This window comes from Segatella sp., from assembly GCF_977051555.1.
Genome location: NZ_CDRSSE010000005.1, coordinates 88,367 through 105,232 on the forward strand (window position 1 = coordinate 88,367; position 16,866 = coordinate 105,232).

The window sequence follows — 16,866 nt, forward strand, 5'->3', positions numbered from 1 at the left end:
ATGCTGCTCTGTCAGTCCTTTTTCCTCTTCTGCTTTTTCCTGTTGTTTATTACTAGCTTGCAAATTTACTAAAAATATCCGTAAATCTGCAAGAAATTGCCAATTATTACCTGTTTTTATGGCAAATCTTCTGAGTTTTGCTTACAAAAAGCGCAAAATCAGCAGTCTGGACCTCGAATAACAATACTCCCATACGGAACTTTGTATCTGTGCTCCGTAGGGGATTCATAATAAATATGTGAATGAATGTCTGTCAGAATGTCAGAAGAATGGGCAGCAAGTGTTGCCGACAAGGTAGGATGGTGTGCTGCGATGCTTTCATCTTCTGATGCCGCCTTGATGGCTTTGAGCACGCAGAGGATGTCCTCCTCCAATGCCTTCGCCTCCGGTTGCTGGATGAATTCATCGTAGGATATATCCGTAAGCGCAAACTTCAGCGCCTGCTGATAAGTCTGTGCCTCCATGCCGGTTGCCGCCAAGACAACTAAAAGGGCCGTGATATATCTGTTTACCATCATTGTTGTTTATCTTCTTCTGTACGGAAAACGATATCGTACCAATCGTTTCCTTACGTATATTTTAATGTCTATTTATTCTTTCTGAATTTCTTTACGATATGCTTCTGTAGACCGTAATTGTTTGGACTTAAATCCATCATGGTCGACTTGACGCAGTATCTCGCTAGCAAAGAAAGTGCCAAAATACTCATACCCTCAGCATAGTTCTGCCATATCTGCATGAACAGGGCTATGAGCAGAAGCCATCCTAAAAGTTCGAAATACCAATACTGACGACCTGCTTTCATCCTCTTGATGGTCTTCCATGCAAAGATGAGGTTGAGCGGATTCAGTATCAGAATCTGGAAATTTATCTGTACGGTAGGATGCTGCGAGAAGATCATGGCAAAGAGAATCAGTCCCGGTAATCCAGTCAGAACAAGCAGGATGGCATCAAACCACCAGTAGTTTTTCTTTTTTACACATTCGCCTATTGTTGTTCCTATAATGATGAGCGCCAGGGCGATGGCAATCATTTGTGGTGTGACAGGAGTATCGTCTGATACTTGTGCCTGTGCAGGGATGAGATCAGATGTTTCATCTACCAGGGTGATATAGCCGCTGGCTGTTGTAGCATTGGTTTTGCCGTCCGCAATCTGAGATGCACCGACAAAGTCAGTTCTTCCTTCTGTGGCGAAGTCTTTGCTCAGATTGTCTGGCAGGAACTCCCATTCTCTTTGTGTGATAGGGCGGTCTGCCTGACAACCCAGAAGAAGGTCATTGCCGAATCTTGCCCAACGGTGCTGTTCGTTTAGCTTGTGAATTTCTTCCCTGTAGGTAGAAGTGGTAGGGGTATCTTTAAAGTTGGTACTCTGGTTCCCAATGTTGGAGAGAATCATCTCGCGTGCCCGGGTTGTACAGTTGTCATAGAAAAAATTGTAACGGTATACGCGGTTCTCCGGCTGTGCATTCTTGTCGATGCTTCTCAGGATTCCCAGCTTCTCTGTACGGGAGAGACGGAGGCGCTGCTGTCTTACCCATCTGCCTTCATGTGCATATTCGGCAATGAAGTCGCTCATCGGGTAGATGCCGATCTGATAATCGGTGAGTCCGAAAACAAAGCGGAGCACAAAGCAACTTTGGTTAAAACTGAACATACCCCAGTTGACGGCAACGTCGGTTCCCATAGCTTTGTTCTGGATGCGTAGAGCGGTATGTCCATAATACGACCACACCTCCTGACCTGGTCCGCAAGTCAGGAGAGAAATGTCAACAGAATCGAGCCACGCAGTAGCTTCTTCATTGACACGACTGTTCTGCACAGAAATATCAGAGTCCTTGTCTCTTGAAAAATCCTGTGCAGCCACTTCAGTAGTTAAATTGATTAAAATTACTGCTAAAATGGCACTAAAAATATGCTTAAAACGTTTCACGATGCAAAAATACCTTATTATTTTCAATTATCCTTCTTTTTTCTAGATTTTTTTTAATACTTTTGCACTCTGAATATAATTTTGAATGATTATTAAAGAATGAGAAAGCTTTTTTTAGCAACCCTATTGTTGGGTTCAGCCCTTATGGTTAATGCCCAAAGTGGTACTAATTCGCCATACAGCCAGTATGGTCTTGGCATCTTGTCGGACCAGACTTCTGGTTTTAATCGCGGTATGAATGGAGTCGGTCTCGGCTTTCATGAGCATAATCAGGTGAACTATCTCAACCCTGCATCTTATGCTTCGCTCGATTCTATGACTTTCATCCTTGATGCCGGCATCTCTGGTCAGGTGACAAATTTTGAAGAGAATGGTGTGAAGAAGAATGCCAACAACTCAAATTTTGAGTATGTTGTTGCAGGCTTCCGCTTGCTGCCACATGTAGGTATGAGCTTCGGTATCATTCCTTTTACCAATGTTGGCTATAATTATTCTGCATCAGAATGGGTGAATGCTGACAAGGAAGCTTACTATACCAATACCTATTCCGGCGATGGCGGTTTGCATCAGGCATACATCGGTGCTGGTTGGGAACCGCTCAAGGGCTTGTCTGTAGGTGCCAACTTCTCTTATCTCTGGGGTAGTATCGACAGAAGCGTATCTAACAGCTACAGCAATTCTTATTACAAGACCCTCACCCGTTACTATTCTATGCAGGTGAACAGCTATAAGGTAGATTTCGGTGTACAGTATACCCATCAGTTCTCAAAGAAAGATTGGGCTACCGTGGGGGTTACCTTCTCGCCTGGACATGGTCTGGGGGCTTCTGCTGATATGAAGATCATTTCAAATGATACTCAGAATGGTGTAACCGATACCACCGCTTATTCTATTGATAAGGCTTATAAGTTGCCTACCATGATTGGTGCGGGCGTAATGTGGAATCATAACAACCAGTGGAAGGTTGGCTTTGATTATACTTTGCAGAAGTGGGGTAGCTTGGGTTATCCTAGTTTCGATGGAACCAACTATGCATTGAAAGATGGTATCTACAAGGATAGAAGCAAGTTCAATCTTGGTGCCCAGTATTGCTATGGAGAGCGCAGCCGTGCTTTCTTCAAGCGTGTTCAGTATCGTGTAGGTGCCAGCTACGCCACACCTTATTATAAGATGAATGGTGTTGATGGTCCGAAGGAAATCTCTGTAAGTGCTGGTTTCGGTATTCCTATCATGAACTCTTACAACAACCGCTCTATGCTGAATATCAGCGGTCAGTGGGTGAAGAGTTCGGCTAAGGATTTGATTAAGGAAAATTCTTTCCGTATCAATATCGGATTCACATTCAACGAGGATTGGTTTAAGAAGTGGAAGATGGATTAATCTTCCGCTTATATATAATAATGTATAGAATCTCTATATAATAATGTATAGAATAAAAGGCTCTTATGTTGTCGGTATTCTGATGTTCTACCTGGTTTTGGCTGGTTGCCAGAACCAGGTAGAACATACTGCGCCCGCCATCCGTCCGCAAGACTCGGTGGCGATGATGACGTCGTATGGTGTAAATACATTGGTAAGCGACTCGGGAGTTATGAAATATCGCATCGTAACAGAACGGTGGGAGGTGAATACCAGCAAGAATCCATCTTTGTGGATCTTTGATAAGGGACTTTTGCTGGAGCAGTTTGATGAGAAATTCCATATTAATAGTTATATCCAGTGTGATACAGCTTATTATTATGATCAGCAGAAGATATGGAAACTTTATGGTAGGGTGAGTATCCTGACCAAAGATGGTTTGCGTTTCAATAGTGAGCAACTTACCTGGGATCAGAATAAGCACGAATTGTCAAGTAACGTATTCAGTAAACTTGTTACTCCTGAAAGAACGCTTCAGGGTTCTCATTTCTGGAGTGATGAAAAGATGACGCGCTATTATGTGAGCAATTCGAAGGGTAGCTTTGAAAAGGGAGATCTGACAGGAGGCGGTGGCGGTGCCGATACATTGAGCAGCCAGCCTGATTCTGTCAAGAATAACTTCCGTCAGCCGGCTACACCAGTCAGAGCCACTACGATTCCTATCATGCACTAATTAAAAAGAAAAAGATATAATGAATGAACAGGTGGATATGAGTTTAGTTGTAGGCATTCTCATTACGATGGTTTTCTCTGCATTCTTCAGCGGAATGGAGATTGCCTTCGTCTCTTCCAACCGCATGTTGGCGGAGATGGATAAGGAGAAGAACGGCCTTACGCAACGACTGTTATCTTTGTTTTATAATCATCCGAACGGCTTTGTCAGTACCATGCTCGTGGGCAACAATATAGCCCTTGTAGTTTATGGTATCCTGATAGCCCGCCTTTTCGACAATACGATTTTCGCAGGTTTTGAGGCAGCCTTTACGGTGCCTGCAGATACTATTCTGTCTACGCTGATAGTACTCTTTACAGGTGAGTTTCTGCCAAAGACGCTTTTCAAGTCTAATCCGAACCGCTTGCTTTCTATCTTCAGTCCGATAGCTTATCTGTGCTACGTAGTATTGTGGCCTATCAGCAAGTTCAGTACTTTCTTGAGTAAGTGTCTGCTTCGTCTGATGGGTATGAAGATGGATACTGAGGGAGCGGATGAAGGCTTTTCTAAGGTAGACCTTGATTACCTTGTGCAGTCAAGTATCGACAATGCTACCAATGAAGATGAAATTAATGATGAGGTGAAGATTTTCCAGAATGCCCTTGATTTCTCCGATACTAAAGTACGCGACTGTATGGTGCCCCGTACTGAGATTCAGGCTGTTGAAATGGAAACTTCTCTCGAAGAACTTCAGCAGAAATTCATCGAGAGCGGTAATTCGAAAATCATTGTATATGAAGAGGATATAGACCATATTGCGGGATATATTCACAGTTCCGAACTGTTCCATCATCCTTCACGTTGGCAGGATCATATCCGTACACTTCCTTTTGTGCCGGAAACCATGCAGGCGCAGAAACTGATGCAGACTTTCTTGCAGCAGAAGAAGTCATTGGGTATCGTTGTAGATGAGTTTGGCGGTACCAGCGGTTTGGTGAGTCTGGAAGATATCGTGGAGGAAATCTTCGGAGATATTGAAGATGAGCACGATGCAGCCAAATATGTAGCTAAGAAAACCGATGATGGTGACTATCTCCTTTCAGCACGACTGGAGATTGACAAGGTGAACGATATGTTTGGTCTTGAACTGCCGGAAAGTGATGAATATATGACTGTAGGTGGTTTAATACTGCATGAATATCAGAGTTTTCCTAAACTCAACGAGGTGATTAAGTTTGATAACTTTGAGTTCAAGATTATCAAGTCAACATCGCGTAAAATAGAGCTTGTTAAACTCCACATCATCAAATAGCTGAGCAGGAAAAGGGAATTTTTTGCTTTTTTTGAGGTAATAGTCAAAAAAGATAGCAAAAAATTCCCTTTTCTCGTATTATTTTTGTATTTTTGCAGACAATTGGCTACTAGCATCAAAAGTGGTTCAATCTAAACTTAGGAAAAAATAAAAATAATAATAATAATTAAAACGTAATGGCAGCATTAGGAACAATTAGAAAAAGAGGCGTGATACTGGTTTGTATTATCAGTTTCGGCCTTTTCGCCTTTATTGCCGAGGAAGCTTTCCGCTCTTGCGATTCTGCAAAGAATAATGAGCGCCAGCAGATTGGTGAGGTTTTGGGCGAAAAAATCAGCGTGCAGGATTTCCAGAAGCTCGTTGATGAGTATTCAGAAGTTATTAAAATGCAACAGGGTCAGGAAAATCTTCCTGAAGAGCAGATGAATCAGGTGAAGGATATGGTATGGAATACCTACATCCAGAACCAGATTATCGCTAAGGAAGCTAGCAAGTTGGGTCTTACAGTAACCGACGCAGAGCTTCAGGACATCTTGAAGACAGGTACTAACCCTATGCTTCAGCAGACTCCTTTCGTTAATCAGCAGACAGGTCGTTTCGACGCATCTGCTCTCCAGAAGTTCTTGGCAGACTACAAGGCACAGAAGGCTAACCCATCTGCTAATGCACAGATGATGGATCAGTATACCAAGATTTACAACTACTGGTCATTCATCGAGAAGACTCTCCGCCAGCAGACTTTGGCTCAGAAGTATCAGGCTCTTCTCGCCGGTTGCTTCCTGTCAAACCCTGTAGAGGCTAAGATGGCTTTCAAGGAGGAGAATGAAGAGAGTCAGATTCAGTTGGCAGCTTTCCCTTACTCTGACATCCAGGATGATAAGGTGAAGCTTTCTGAAAGCGATCTGAAGGCTAAGTATGATGAAATCAAGGCACGCTTCAAGCAGCCTGTTGAGAGCCGCGACATCAAGTTCGTTGACATCGAGGTTCAGGCTTCAAATGCAGACCGTGCTGCTCTTAACAAGGAATTCGCAGGTTATCACTCACAGTTGGCAGCTGCAGCAGATCCTACAGAGGTTGTACGTAAGTCTGCTTCTACTGTAGCTTACCTCGGTATTCCTGTTTCAAAGGATGCTTTCCCACGTGATATCGCTGCTCAGCTTGATTCTATGGCTGTAGGTTCTACTTCTGCTGTAAAGGCTAACGCAGGTGACAATACATTGAACATCGTTAAGTTGGTAGCTAAGCAGGAATTGCCTGATTCTGTACAGTATCGTGTTATCCAGGTTGCTGCAAACTCAGTAGCTGAGGCTAAGACCAAGGCAGATTCTATCCAGGGTGCTCTTGCCGGTGGTGCTGATTTCGAGGCTATTGCTAAGAAGTATGGCCAGACTGGTGACAAGGCTTGGATGACTACCAAGCAGTATGAGTATGCTCAGTCTATGGATAAGGACAATAAGACATTCATCAATACATTGAACACAGCAGCTGTCAATTCTTTGAACCAGCTTCAGTTGGGTCAGGGATATGTAGTTCTTCAGGTTCTCGACCGCAAGGCAATGGTCAGCAAGTATACTGCTGCCGTTATCAAGAAGCCTATCGACTTCTCTCAGGGTACTTACCGTACAGCTTACAACAAGTTCTCTAGCTTCGTAAGTGCTAATCCTAAGTCAGAGGATCTCTTGAAGAATGCAGCTAAGGAAGGTTACAAGGTTCAGGACTTGAAGGATATTACAACTTCTGTTCACTATGTAGCAAACATCCATTCTACCCGTGAGGCTTTGAAGTGGATCTTCGATAGCAAGGAAGGCGAGATATCTCCTCTCTATGAGTGTGGTGATAACAACCACCTGTTAGTTGTAGTTCTTGATAAGATTCATCGCATCGGTTATCGTGATTTGAACGATGCTGTTGTCAAGGAGACTGTTAAGGCTGAGGTTATCAAAGACAAGAAGGCTGAGATGATTGAGGCTAAGTTGAACGGTGTTAAGAACATCGCAGCTGCTAAGGCTAAGGGTGGTAAGGTTTCTTCTGTAAACCAGATTACTTTCGCTGCTCCTGTATTCATCGCTGCTACTGGCGCTAGCGAGCCAGCTCTCTCTGGTGCTGTTGCTGGTACAAAGAAGGGCGCTTTCTCAGCTCATGCTGTGAAGGGTAACGCTGGTGTTTATCTCTTCCAGGTTGTAAACAAGACTAACCGTCCTGTTAAGTTCGATGACAAGACATACGAGCAGAAGTGCCGTCAGAAGGCTATGCAGTATGCAGGTAACTTCATGAACGAGCTTTATCTGAACGCTCATGTAGTTGATAACCGCTACTTGTTCTTCTAATAGACTATTAGATTTTATCCAATAAATAAAAAAGGTGTATTGCTCATTGGCAATACACCTTTTTTATTTATTGGGATATCTTTTATTGTATCATCAGGATATCTTTTATCGTATCATCAGGATATCTTTTATCGTATTTACTAGGATATCCTTTTGGAGAAATACTTTATCCGCGGCTCCACCAATGCTTCTTCTTAGGGGCTTCCTGCTGCTCGCCGAACTTCTGCTTCAGTACTCTGCGATAGCTTGTATGGTTGGTGATAATCTGATAAATCTCACCCCAGTCTGGTAAACCGCCAATACCTCGGTCGTCGATAAACCAGTCGGCTTTAAGCTTGCGTGAGAAGTGATTGTTGTTATCCAAACTCTCTTCAGGATAATCCTTGTTTACTGCCCAGAATTCAACTCCTCTTTCTCTACACCATTCTACTGCCTCATCAAGGAGTTTGCCTTCGCGTACGCTCCATAGAATAAGCTTGTGGTGGTCTCTAATCAACATCTTTAATGTTTCTGTGGCGAAAGGTAGCTCTGTACCAATCTTCGGGTACTCGTGGGTTACGATTGTACCATCGAAATCTACTGCAATTGTTGCCATATAGTCTTAATGTCTTTATTAATCTAAAAGAGTCTTCCTATCTGGATAGAAAGACTCTTATTTTTGTTGTATGTATGTTTTTGATTACTTCTTGATACTGTTGTCGTTGGCATTGCCATAGTGGCTGTTGCTATAGTTGCCATAGCTTCCATACTGTCCGTAAGTTCCATACTTGCCGTATTTGCCGTATGAACCATAAGAACCATAGTTGCCATATTTGCCATACTTGCCGTACTTACCAATACCATAGTAGAAGCTGTGCTTCTTCTTGGAGAGGTCGACACCATTGAGTACTAAGCACATGTTAGGCAATTTGTTTTCGGCTTTCAAACCGTTGATCATGCCGAAACTTGCCTTTGGAGTATAATCTGCGCGGCAGACATATACACAGAGATTAGCCAGACGTCCAAGCTGCAAACTGTCGTTTACAAGACCTACTGGAGCCGTATCGAGGATAACATAGTCGTAATGTTCCTTCAACTGGCTGATAATGTCGTCAAGGCTTGCTCTGGTTACCAATTCTCCCGGGTTAGGAGGAACAGGACCTGCCATCAGGAGGTCGAGTTTACTGTTGACGCCCGAAGAGAGAATCTGTTTCTGTATATCATCCCATGTGTTATGGTCGTGTACAATCAGATTGGTGATACCATTATGGTGGTTGTCAATCTCGAAGAGCTCTGCCAGACGAGGCTTACGGATATCCAGACCTACCATGATTACCTTCTTGCCCAGTAAGGCGAGCGAGATACCGATATTGGAAGCCACAAAGGTTTTACCTTCACCTGATGTAGAAGAGGTAAACATCATGACCTTTTCACCTTCCTTCAGCATAAACTGAATGTTGGTACGCAAGCCGCGGAAGATCTCCTCCATCAGGTTGTTTACGTTCTGGTGAACCACAATATCAGCCTTTCCTTCCTTCTTGGCAGCGTCGCTTGCTACAGGAATGTCGGCAATGACAGGTATCTGGGTGAGTTTCATCACGTCTTCATGTCCCTCAATCTTGTACTTGAAGAATTCTCTCAGGAAGAGGATGCCGGCAGGGATTGCAATACCCAGTACCAAGGCAATCAGCATAATGATAGGACTCTTAGGACTGACCTTTCCTTCCAATGAAGGAGCATCGATAACCTTACCCTTGTCTGCCGTTGCTGCAAGCGAAATGGAGTTCTCTTCACGTTTTTGAAGAAGCATCAGGTAAAGACCGGATTTTACTTCCTGCTGACGACCAATCTGAGTCAGAACTCGCTCTTGCTCAGGCGAGTTACCTATCTGGTTGGCATACATGGCTGCCTGTCTGGCAATGCTGTTACGCTGAATCTCCATACCCAGTTTTGCCTGGCGCATAGCACGCTTGATGGATTTTGTGAGGTCATCCAACTGGGCTGACAATGGTGTTACGGTTGGAGAACTCTCGCTGGCAGAATGCAACAGCTGGTTGCGGTTCAGAGCAATCTTGTTGTATTCGTTAATCAACTCTGTTGAGCTCTCATCTGTCAGACCCACGTTCGATGGGATAGGCTGATATCTGTTGCCAGGTTCGTTCATGTATTTGCCAAGTTCGTTCAGAAGTTCAACCTGTGTATTGGCCTCCTGAAGTTTCTGGGCGTAAGTGTCTGAGTTAGCGATGGCAGCTGTAGCATTGAGCTTCATCTCTACTACATTGTTACGCTTCTTGTAGTTTTCGAGTTGGCCTTCTGTATTGCCCAGCTCGTTGTTGATTTTCTCCAGACGCTGGTTGATGAACTGTTCTGTACGGAAAGAAATTTCATTCTTGTCCTCGTTGGCCTGACGGTTGTAAACGTTAACCAAGGTTCTCAGATAGTCGATGCTGCGCTGAGGATCCTCATCTTTCATCACCAGTTCGGCAATAGTTGTCGTCTTTGAAGTCTGGCTTACAGTCAGTGCTTTTGTATAGCCCTTAGCCGCCATTTCTGGTGACACGATAATCACCTTTAGGCTCTCACCGTCTTTCAATGCGTATTTGCCGTTCTGAGTGAAGTGGAGGGTTCCTACACGTGTATTGATGCTTGCTGGCAGACCAGCTAAAGTATTTTCAATCTTTACAGGATCCTTCTGATAGGAAAAGGCATCTACAGGTATGTAGTATGAACCTGTTACCTGATACTGGCTGCCAGTTTTCTCTATAAGAAGCTTAATAGGAGCATTCAACTTCTTGAGATGAGCCAGGTCTAAGTCAACGCTGACTTCCTGCTCTTTGTAGACTAATTGGTCTCTGAAGGTTCCTTTATGGTAATAGTTCACGTAGCATTTCATGTCTACTACAGCCTGGTTAGCCAGGTCTTGAGCCGAAAGAATTTCAATCTCATTGTCTATACCGTTTGAGTTTGAAATAAAACCGAGGTTTGCAGCATTCTGAATCATGCTGTTACCCATACCTCTGTTCTTTCTCTGGTCGTCATCCTTAATCAGTACCTTGGCGGTAGCCTGGTATTGCGGTCTCGCATGGCGTATGTAGAGATATCCCAATCCCAAACATACAATGAGTGATAGAACGAACCATTTCCAGTTGAGGATAAGAGTAGAATAAATCAGCTGGAAGTCAATAGATGACTTCTCTTCCTGCTCTTGATCACGTCCCAAATCAAAGTTCTTTGTTTCTTCCATTATTTTATATTCTATTGTGTTTACACCTTTTTATATTCGTATAAGATAAATGATAGAATCTGGGCTATCTGCTTGCCGCTAGTTCTTTCAGATACTGTCCGTAACCGTTTTTGAGCATCGGTTGGGCAAGTTTCAGCAACTGTTCTTTGTCAATCCATCCTTGTTTGAATGCGATTTCTTCCAGACATGCCACTTTCAGACCCTGTCTCTTTTCTATGACTTCTATAAAGGTACTGGCTTCCGAAAGGCTATCGTGGGTACCGGTGTCAAGCCAGGCGAAACCGCGCTGTAAGGTTCTTACCTTCAGAGTCTTTTCTGTCAGATAGTGCTGGTTTACAGTTGTTATTTCCAGCTCACCTCTTGCGCTAGGCTTGATGTTCTTAGCCACATGCACCACGCTGTTTGGATAGAAATAGAGTCCTACAACCGCATAGTTGCTCTTAGGCATTTCCGGTTTTTCTTCTATACTCAGGCAGTTGCCGTTTTCATCAAACTCTGCCACACCATATCTTTCCGGATCGTTGACATAATAGCCAAATACGCTTGCCAGTCCTTCTTCTGCAGCTTTTACGCTTTCCTTGAGTAAACCCGTAAAACCGGCTCCATAGAAAATGTTGTCACCCAAAACCAGACAGGCTGTATCATTACCGATAAACTTCTCTCCAATGATGAAGGCTTGAGCCAGACCATCGGGTGATGGCTGTTCTGCATATTCGAAGTGTACACCCAATTCGCTGCCGTCGCCTAACAGACGTTTGAAACCAGGCAAGTCGAATGGGGTAGATATAATCAAAATCTCCTTGATTCCTGCCAACATTAGCACGGAAACAGGGTAGTATATCATTGGCTTATCAAAAATTGGTATCAATTGCTTACTGATACCTTTGGTAATAGGGTAAAGTCTTGTACCCGAACCTCCCGCTAATACGATTCCTTTCATATCTTCTCTATTTCTAATATAATAAAGTTGAATAGTCTTATCTTAAAAACGCGGCAAAGTTACTAAAAAAAGTTGAATGAGTGAAATCATAAGCCATAAAAATGCATTTTTTGATAAAAAAAACACCTTTTTATATAAAAAACGTCGCTTTGATTTGGGTATTTACTGATTTTATTGTATTTTTGCAGAACAATTTAAATAGATATAGAAAATAAAATAATAAAGGAATGGGAATTTTTGCAAAACTATTCGGTCGTAAGGACGACGATAAAAAGGTAGGTGGAATGGAAGATTACATGACCTTGGTCCGTGTATACTTTCAGGCAGCACTTGCTTCTCAGTTAGGTATCACCAATTTAGCCATGTTGCCAGACTTGCGTGTCTTCAAGACAAGTCTGCATGTTCCGACGGTCAACAATCGTCTGGGTATTGGCGAAAAGGCTCAGGTGAAGAAAATGATGAAGAATATCTATGATACGGATGATGCCTTCTTCAAGGAAATAGATTCCAGTATCCGTAAGAACTGCCATAAACTGCAGGATGTAAACGTATATCTTATCCAGTTCCAGAACTTTACTCAGGATCTGATGATGCTGATGGGCAACTTGATGAAGTTTAAACTCCGTTTGCCTAGCTTCATGAAGAATTCGCTTTACAAACTGACTGCTAAAACAGTAGAAGACATCTTCACTAAGAATGATTTCTCTGATGCCAGTGTGCTGAAAACCGTGCTTCAGTTGCGCCAGTTCAACAAGCGCTTGGCGTTCAGCCAGCAATGGGTAACCGACTTTACTTTCCAGGTATTGATGCTCGCCCAAAAAGAGCCACGTCCATCAGATGAAGACGTAGAAAAGGCAAAGCAGAAGATGGGAAAGTAACAAATGTTGCGCCCAAAATGAAAAAAATAGCAGAATATTTGTTTTATTCAAATAATTCTCTTAAATTTGTAGCCAAAAATAATAGTCATGAGTGCAAATGAGAAAGCAATTAATACGTTTGCCACAAGAGTAAGGCAGATGATTCTCAAGTTTGACGAGGTCAAGCAGGAGAATGCTGAACTCTATGCAATGGTGGATGAGCGCGATGCCAAGATCAAGGCATTGGAGGAAAAGTTGGCTCAAGCGCAGAGTGATTACGACAGCTTGAAGATGGCAAAGATGATGACGATTTCTGACAATGATATGGAAGCTACTCAGAAGCGCATCGCCAAGCTCATAAGAGATGTCAATAAGTGTATCACACTATTGGGTGAAAAGTAAAAATCGGAACGATGGCAGAACAAGAACAAGATAAATTACTCATACGATTACACGTCTATGATACAGATCTTTCGGTAAGAATACCTAGAGAGGACGAGGAGTATTATCGTAAATCAGCTAAGCTGATAGATGATATTGTAAACTCATATACCAAGATTTTCAAAGGCAGAAAGAGCGATAAGGAAATCCTGTATATGGCGCTCATTGATGTGGCATTGAGATATGAGAAGGAATCGGATCGGAATGATACGAAACCTTATGATGATATTCTTGAGAAGCTTACCTCCGAGATTGAAGACGCTTTGAAATAAGAATATTAATAAATATATATAATAATGATAGTAACTATTATAGCAGCCTTTGTGGCGCTCGTTATCGGCGGTGCTGCAGGGTATTTCATTTTCCGTTATGTCATTAAGGGAAAATATAACGAAATGATAGAAGCTGCCAATAAAGAGGCAGAAGTAGTAAAAGAGAAGAAGCTTTTGGAAGTGAAGGAGAAATTCCTCAACAAGAAGGCGGAACTCGAAAAAGAAGTGCAGCAGCGTAATTCTCGCATCCAGCAGAATGAGAATAAGTTGAAACAGCGCGAGATTTCTCTCAATCAGCGTCAGGAAGACCTCGGTCGACGCAAGATGGAGATTGATCAGTATCAGCAGCGTGTTGACAACGAGAAGAAACTCTTGTCTGTTAAGCAGCAAGACCTCGAAAAGATGCAGAAGCAGGAGCAGGCTAAACTGGAAGAACTTTCTGGTCTGAGCGCTGAAGAGGCTAAGCAGAGATTGATTGAGAGTCTGAAAGATCAGGCTAAGCTTGATGCTGCAAGCTATGTGAACGAAATTATGGATGATGCCAAACTCAATGCTAACCAGCAGGCTAAGAAGATTGTGATTCAGACAATCCAGCGTGTTGCCACTGAAACAGCTATTGAGAACTCTGTCAGCGTTTTCCATATCGATAATGATGAGGTGAAGGGACGTATTATCGGTCGTGAAGGCCGCAATATCCGTGCTCTGGAAGCTGCAACTGGTGTAGAAATCGTTGTGGATGATACTCCTGAGGCAATCGTTATCTCAGCTTTCGACCCTGTTCGTCGTGAGGTTTGCCGTCTGGCTCTCCACCAGTTGGTCGCTGACGGCCGTATCCACCCAGCCCGTATAGAGGAGGTGGTAGCCAAGGTGAAGAAACAGTTGGATAATGAAATCATCGAGACTGGTAAGCGTACTGCTATCGACCTCGGTATTCATGGTCTGCACCCAGAGTTGATTCGTATCATCGGTAAGATGAAGTACCGTTCTTCTTATGGTCAGAACCTCTTGCAGCATGCCCGTGAAACCGCTAACCTCTGTGCTGTCATGGCATCTGAATTGGGATTGAATCCTAAGAAGGCTAAGCGTGCCGGTCTTTTGCACGATATCGGTAAGGTGCCTGATGAGGAGAGTGAATTGCCACACGCATTGTATGGTGCCAAGATTGCTGAGAAGTATAAGGAGAAACCAGATATCTGCAATGCCATCGGTGCTCACCATGATGAGATGGAGATGAACACATTGTTGGCTCCTATCGTACAGGTTTGTGATGCTATCTCTGGTGCCCGTCCTGGTGCCCGTCGTGAGATTGTAGAAGCTTATATCAAGCGTTTGAACGATCTTGAAGCTATCGCCATGAGTTATCCTGGTGTTACCAAGACTTACGCTATCCAGGCAGGTCGTGAACTCCGTGTCATCGTTGGTGCGGATAAGATGAACGATGAAGAGAGCATCAAGCTTTCTGATGAAATCGCAACCAAGATTCAGAATGAGATGACTTATCCTGGTCAGGTTAAGATTACTGTGATTCGTGAAACCCGTAGCGTAGCTTACGCTAAGTAAGATTGAATTATATTTGAAGTTTAAATTGTCGTTTCTCTTCTGCAAGGTAGAGAGATGTATCTTGATAAAGCCGTACTCTGTTTATAGGGTGCGGCTTTTCTTTTCCCTTTTCAGAATATGATGAAAGCAGAACAGAAAGTATTAAAGCGATTCAATAAAGGATGTGTTGACTATCATCTTTTAGAGGATGGGGATCGTATTCTTATTGCCTTGAGTGGAGGCAAGGATTCATTGGAACTTGTCCGTTTGCTGGCTCAGCGTGCCCGTATCTATAAACCCCATATCGAGGTGGAGGCAGCGCACATCATCATGGATAACATTCCTTACGAAACCGACCGTTCTTATCTGCAGGATTTCTGTGCAGAGAATGGCATCAGGCTCCATATCCTTCATAGTTCGTTTGATGAATCCACCGATCCCCGAAAGACCCGTTGCTTCCTCTGTGCCTGGAACCGGCGAAAGACGCTCTTCGAGTTTGCTGTAAGCCACGGGTTCAATAAGATAGCCTTGGGCCATCACATGGATGATATCCTCGTTACCCTGCTGATGAATATCACCTTCGAGGGTTCTCATTCTACCATGCAGCCGAGCCTTCCTCTGAAACATTATCCGCTTACCATTATCCGTCCGCTCTGTCTGGTACATGAGGCGGATATCCGGCAGGTAGCAGAAGAATTGCATTTCACCAAGCAGAAGGCACTGTGTCCCTACGAAGAGACTACCCGCCGTTCGGATATGCAAGCCGTCTTCCTTCATTTGGAGCAGTTGAACCCTGAAGCGCGCTACAGTCTTTGGCGCTCCGTTTTTGCAGAATAGAATATAGTAGAAAAAGCAATAAAAAACGAAAGTAGTTTCATGGGCGCATGAAACTACTTTCTCTTGCTTCTTATTTCATGTCATCCGAGTTGAGTATGGTGATGGTCTTGCCATCAATCCTGATGGCACCCTTCTCCTCGAATTCGGACAGGCAGCGGAGGAGCGAGAACTTCTGGATACCGAAGATATCCGCCATTTCCTGTCGGCTGACATCCAGCCGGATGGTTCTGCTCTGCTGTTCGGTAGCCATCTTGATGAGGTATTGCGCCACCTTCTCCTTGACGGAGAAAAGGGAGAGCATGCGCATTTTCTGCGAGAGGAAGATATCTATCTTTGACAGGTGCTGGATGAAGTTCCAGCGTATGCGCTCATCGGTATCTATCAGCAGTTTCAGTTCCGAAGGCTTCATGCGCAGGAGGGTAGTTTTCTTACTTGTCTCCACGCTTACGGGCATCTCGTTATGATGTGCGAAGATATAGGCAGGGGCTATCAGCATCGATTCCCCCAGCCGCTCTATCTGGGTCTGTTTGCCCGACAATCCCGACATGCGGGCTATCATCTCTCCCTCGACAATGATGTCGGCATATCTGCAGGGCATTCCTGCCAGCACATAGATTTCCCTGGCAGGAAGCTCCACCATCCGGTAGCTTACCATCGATAGCGCCCCTCTGATTTCCTCAGGAGTAAATCCCTCAAACACCGTGCATTTCTGCAAGGTAACGAATATTGATTCTTTCATACATTTAAGTTTTATATTCAATAACGCATTTTCCCCTGATTTATTGTTTGCTCAAAAAAAAAGGCACTTTGCAACACTCTCGAGAGTGTTATTACAAAGTGCCTTTTAAACATGAAAACTTATCTTTTAATTTTTTTACCCGAGTTTTACTGATTCTCCCTTAACTCAGTAGCTGCTGTTCTTATCCTATATATTTTTTGATGTCCTCTTCTACCGTTCCGTTTCCGGCAATGCCAAAGGTATCTACCAGTACCTTCAGTACGGCTGGTGAACAGAAGGCTGGGAGCGTAGGACCCAGATGGATGTTCTTTACGCCCAGATGCAGCAGGGCAAGAAGTACGATGACAGCCTTCTGCTCGTACCAGGCAATATTGAAGA

Annotated in this window: 15 protein-coding genes and 1 pseudogene; 9 read left to right on the forward strand and 7 right to left on the reverse strand. The window is 43.7% G+C overall.

From position 1 onward, the window contains the following. Positions 1-158: 158 nt before the first annotated feature. Both ACWJAO_RS02200 and ACWJAO_RS02205 read right to left on the reverse strand, forming a co-directional pair. On the reverse strand, positions 159-518 hold the full coding sequence (locus ACWJAO_RS02200; RefSeq protein ID WP_296080063.1) for a hypothetical protein: 360 nt from the start codon (positions 516-518) through the stop codon (positions 159-161). Positions 519-586: 68 nt separating this feature from the next. After that, positions 587-1,864 (reverse strand): Lnb N-terminal periplasmic domain-containing protein, encoded by a 1,278-nt coding sequence (locus tag ACWJAO_RS02205; protein WP_449139118.1) that lies wholly within the window; start codon positions 1,862-1,864, stop codon positions 587-589. 165 nt (positions 1,865-2,029) lie between these two features. On the opposite strand from ACWJAO_RS02205, the gene ACWJAO_RS02210 reads away from it, so the two are divergent. From ACWJAO_RS02210 to ACWJAO_RS02225, 4 genes are all read left to right on the forward strand, one after another. Further along, complete coding sequence (locus tag ACWJAO_RS02210; RefSeq protein WP_296080057.1) at positions 2,030-3,310, forward strand: hypothetical protein; 1,281 nt, start codon at positions 2,030-2,032, stop codon at positions 3,308-3,310. An 82-nt stretch (positions 3,311-3,392) separates the two neighbouring features. Further along, the gene (gene lptC, locus ACWJAO_RS02215; RefSeq protein WP_449139129.1) at positions 3,393-4,022 is read left to right on the forward strand and encodes an LPS export ABC transporter periplasmic protein LptC; all 630 of its coding nucleotides are present in this window, start codon (positions 3,393-3,395) and stop codon (positions 4,020-4,022) included. A 19-nt stretch (positions 4,023-4,041) separates the two neighbouring features. Next, a complete protein-coding gene (locus ACWJAO_RS02220; protein ID WP_449139119.1) occupies positions 4,042-5,313 on the forward strand; it encodes a hemolysin family protein in 1,272 nt (423 codons plus the stop codon). Positions 5,314-5,489: 176 nt separating this feature from the next. Continuing rightward, positions 5,490-7,640: a peptidylprolyl isomerase gene (locus tag ACWJAO_RS02225; protein WP_449139120.1), complete on the forward strand. Its 2,151-nt coding sequence runs from the start codon at positions 5,490-5,492 to the stop codon at positions 7,638-7,640. A gap of 166 nt (positions 7,641-7,806) precedes the next feature. Here the strand turns inward: ACWJAO_RS02225 and ACWJAO_RS02230 are convergent, their stop codons facing one another. The 3 genes from ACWJAO_RS02230 to rfbA form a co-directional block, all read right to left on the reverse strand. Further along, entirely contained in the window at positions 7,807-8,235 is a 429-nt protein-coding gene (locus ACWJAO_RS02230; RefSeq protein WP_153083386.1) for a BT0820 family HAD-type phosphatase, read from the reverse strand. A gap of 84 nt (positions 8,236-8,319) precedes the next feature. Beyond that, entirely contained in the window at positions 8,320-10,863 is a 2,544-nt protein-coding gene (locus tag ACWJAO_RS02235) for a GumC family protein (protein ID WP_449139121.1), read from the reverse strand. 64 nt (positions 10,864-10,927) lie between these two features. Beyond that, the gene (gene rfbA / locus ACWJAO_RS02240; RefSeq protein ID WP_119237157.1) at positions 10,928-11,803 is read right to left on the reverse strand and encodes a glucose-1-phosphate thymidylyltransferase RfbA; all 876 of its coding nucleotides are present in this window, start codon (positions 11,801-11,803) and stop codon (positions 10,928-10,930) included. A gap of 227 nt (positions 11,804-12,030) precedes the next feature. Here rfbA and ACWJAO_RS02245 point away from each other — a divergent pair, with 227 nt between their 5' ends. From ACWJAO_RS02245 to ACWJAO_RS02265, 5 genes are all read left to right on the forward strand, one after another. Beyond that, positions 12,031-12,681: a hypothetical protein gene (locus ACWJAO_RS02245; protein ID WP_449139122.1), complete on the forward strand. Its 651-nt coding sequence runs from the start codon at positions 12,031-12,033 to the stop codon at positions 12,679-12,681. Between the two features lie 87 nt (positions 12,682-12,768). Continuing rightward, a complete protein-coding gene (locus ACWJAO_RS02250) occupies positions 12,769-13,062 on the forward strand; it encodes a hypothetical protein (RefSeq protein WP_449139123.1) in 294 nt (97 codons plus the stop codon). 11 nt (positions 13,063-13,073) lie between these two features. Continuing rightward, positions 13,074-13,373, forward strand: a complete 300-nt coding sequence (locus tag ACWJAO_RS02255) for a cell division protein ZapA (RefSeq protein ID WP_022120985.1) — start codon at positions 13,074-13,076, stop codon at positions 13,371-13,373. A gap of 24 nt (positions 13,374-13,397) precedes the next feature. Next, entirely contained in the window at positions 13,398-14,933 is a 1,536-nt protein-coding gene (rny, locus tag ACWJAO_RS02260; protein WP_449139124.1) for a ribonuclease Y, read from the forward strand. 117 nt (positions 14,934-15,050) lie between these two features. Next, the gene (locus ACWJAO_RS02265; RefSeq protein WP_449139125.1) at positions 15,051-15,749 is read left to right on the forward strand and encodes a tRNA 2-thiocytidine biosynthesis TtcA family protein; all 699 of its coding nucleotides are present in this window, start codon (positions 15,051-15,053) and stop codon (positions 15,747-15,749) included. A 70-nt stretch (positions 15,750-15,819) separates the two neighbouring features. On the opposite strand, the gene ACWJAO_RS02270 is transcribed toward ACWJAO_RS02265, so the two are convergent. Beyond that, a complete protein-coding gene (locus ACWJAO_RS02270; RefSeq protein WP_449139126.1) occupies positions 15,820-16,488 on the reverse strand; it encodes a Crp/Fnr family transcriptional regulator in 669 nt (222 codons plus the stop codon). Between the two features lie 181 nt (positions 16,489-16,669). Beyond that, positions 16,670-16,866: pseudogene (locus ACWJAO_RS02275) on the reverse strand (hydroxylamine reductase); the annotation flags it as partial.

What these genes read in the sequence shown, in the direction of transcription:
- ACWJAO_RS02200 (WP_296080063.1), bottom strand. Translation starts at nt 518, where the DNA reads ATGATGGTAAACAGATATATCACGGCCCTTTTAGTTGTCTTGGCGGCA.
- ACWJAO_RS02210 (WP_296080057.1), top strand. Translation starts at nt 2,030, where the DNA reads ATGAGAAAGCTTTTTTTAGCAACCCTATTGTTGGGTTCAGCCCTTATG.
- lptC (WP_449139129.1), top strand. Translation starts at nt 3,393, where the DNA reads ATGTTCTACCTGGTTTTGGCTGGTTGCCAGAACCAGGTAGAACATACT.
- ACWJAO_RS02220 (WP_449139119.1), top strand. Translation starts at nt 4,042, where the DNA reads ATGAATGAACAGGTGGATATGAGTTTAGTTGTAGGCATTCTCATTACG.
- ACWJAO_RS02225 (WP_449139120.1), top strand. Translation starts at nt 5,490, where the DNA reads ATGGCAGCATTAGGAACAATTAGAAAAAGAGGCGTGATACTGGTTTGT.
- ACWJAO_RS02230 (WP_153083386.1), bottom strand. Translation starts at nt 8,235, where the DNA reads ATGGCAACAATTGCAGTAGATTTCGATGGTACAATCGTAACCCACGAG.
- ACWJAO_RS02235 (WP_449139121.1), bottom strand. Translation starts at nt 10,863, where the DNA reads ATGGAAGAAACAAAGAACTTTGATTTGGGACGTGATCAAGAGCAGGAA.
- rfbA (WP_119237157.1), bottom strand. Translation starts at nt 11,803, where the DNA reads ATGAAAGGAATCGTATTAGCGGGAGGTTCGGGTACAAGACTTTACCCT.
- ACWJAO_RS02245 (WP_449139122.1), top strand. Translation starts at nt 12,031, where the DNA reads ATGGGAATTTTTGCAAAACTATTCGGTCGTAAGGACGACGATAAAAAG.
- ACWJAO_RS02250 (WP_449139123.1), top strand. Translation starts at nt 12,769, where the DNA reads ATGAGTGCAAATGAGAAAGCAATTAATACGTTTGCCACAAGAGTAAGG.
- ACWJAO_RS02255 (WP_022120985.1), top strand. Translation starts at nt 13,074, where the DNA reads ATGGCAGAACAAGAACAAGATAAATTACTCATACGATTACACGTCTAT.
- rny (WP_449139124.1), top strand. Translation starts at nt 13,398, where the DNA reads ATGATAGTAACTATTATAGCAGCCTTTGTGGCGCTCGTTATCGGCGGT.
- ACWJAO_RS02265 (WP_449139125.1), top strand. Translation starts at nt 15,051, where the DNA reads ATGATGAAAGCAGAACAGAAAGTATTAAAGCGATTCAATAAAGGATGT.
- ACWJAO_RS02270 (WP_449139126.1), bottom strand. Translation starts at nt 16,488, where the DNA reads ATGAAAGAATCAATATTCGTTACCTTGCAGAAATGCACGGTGTTTGAG.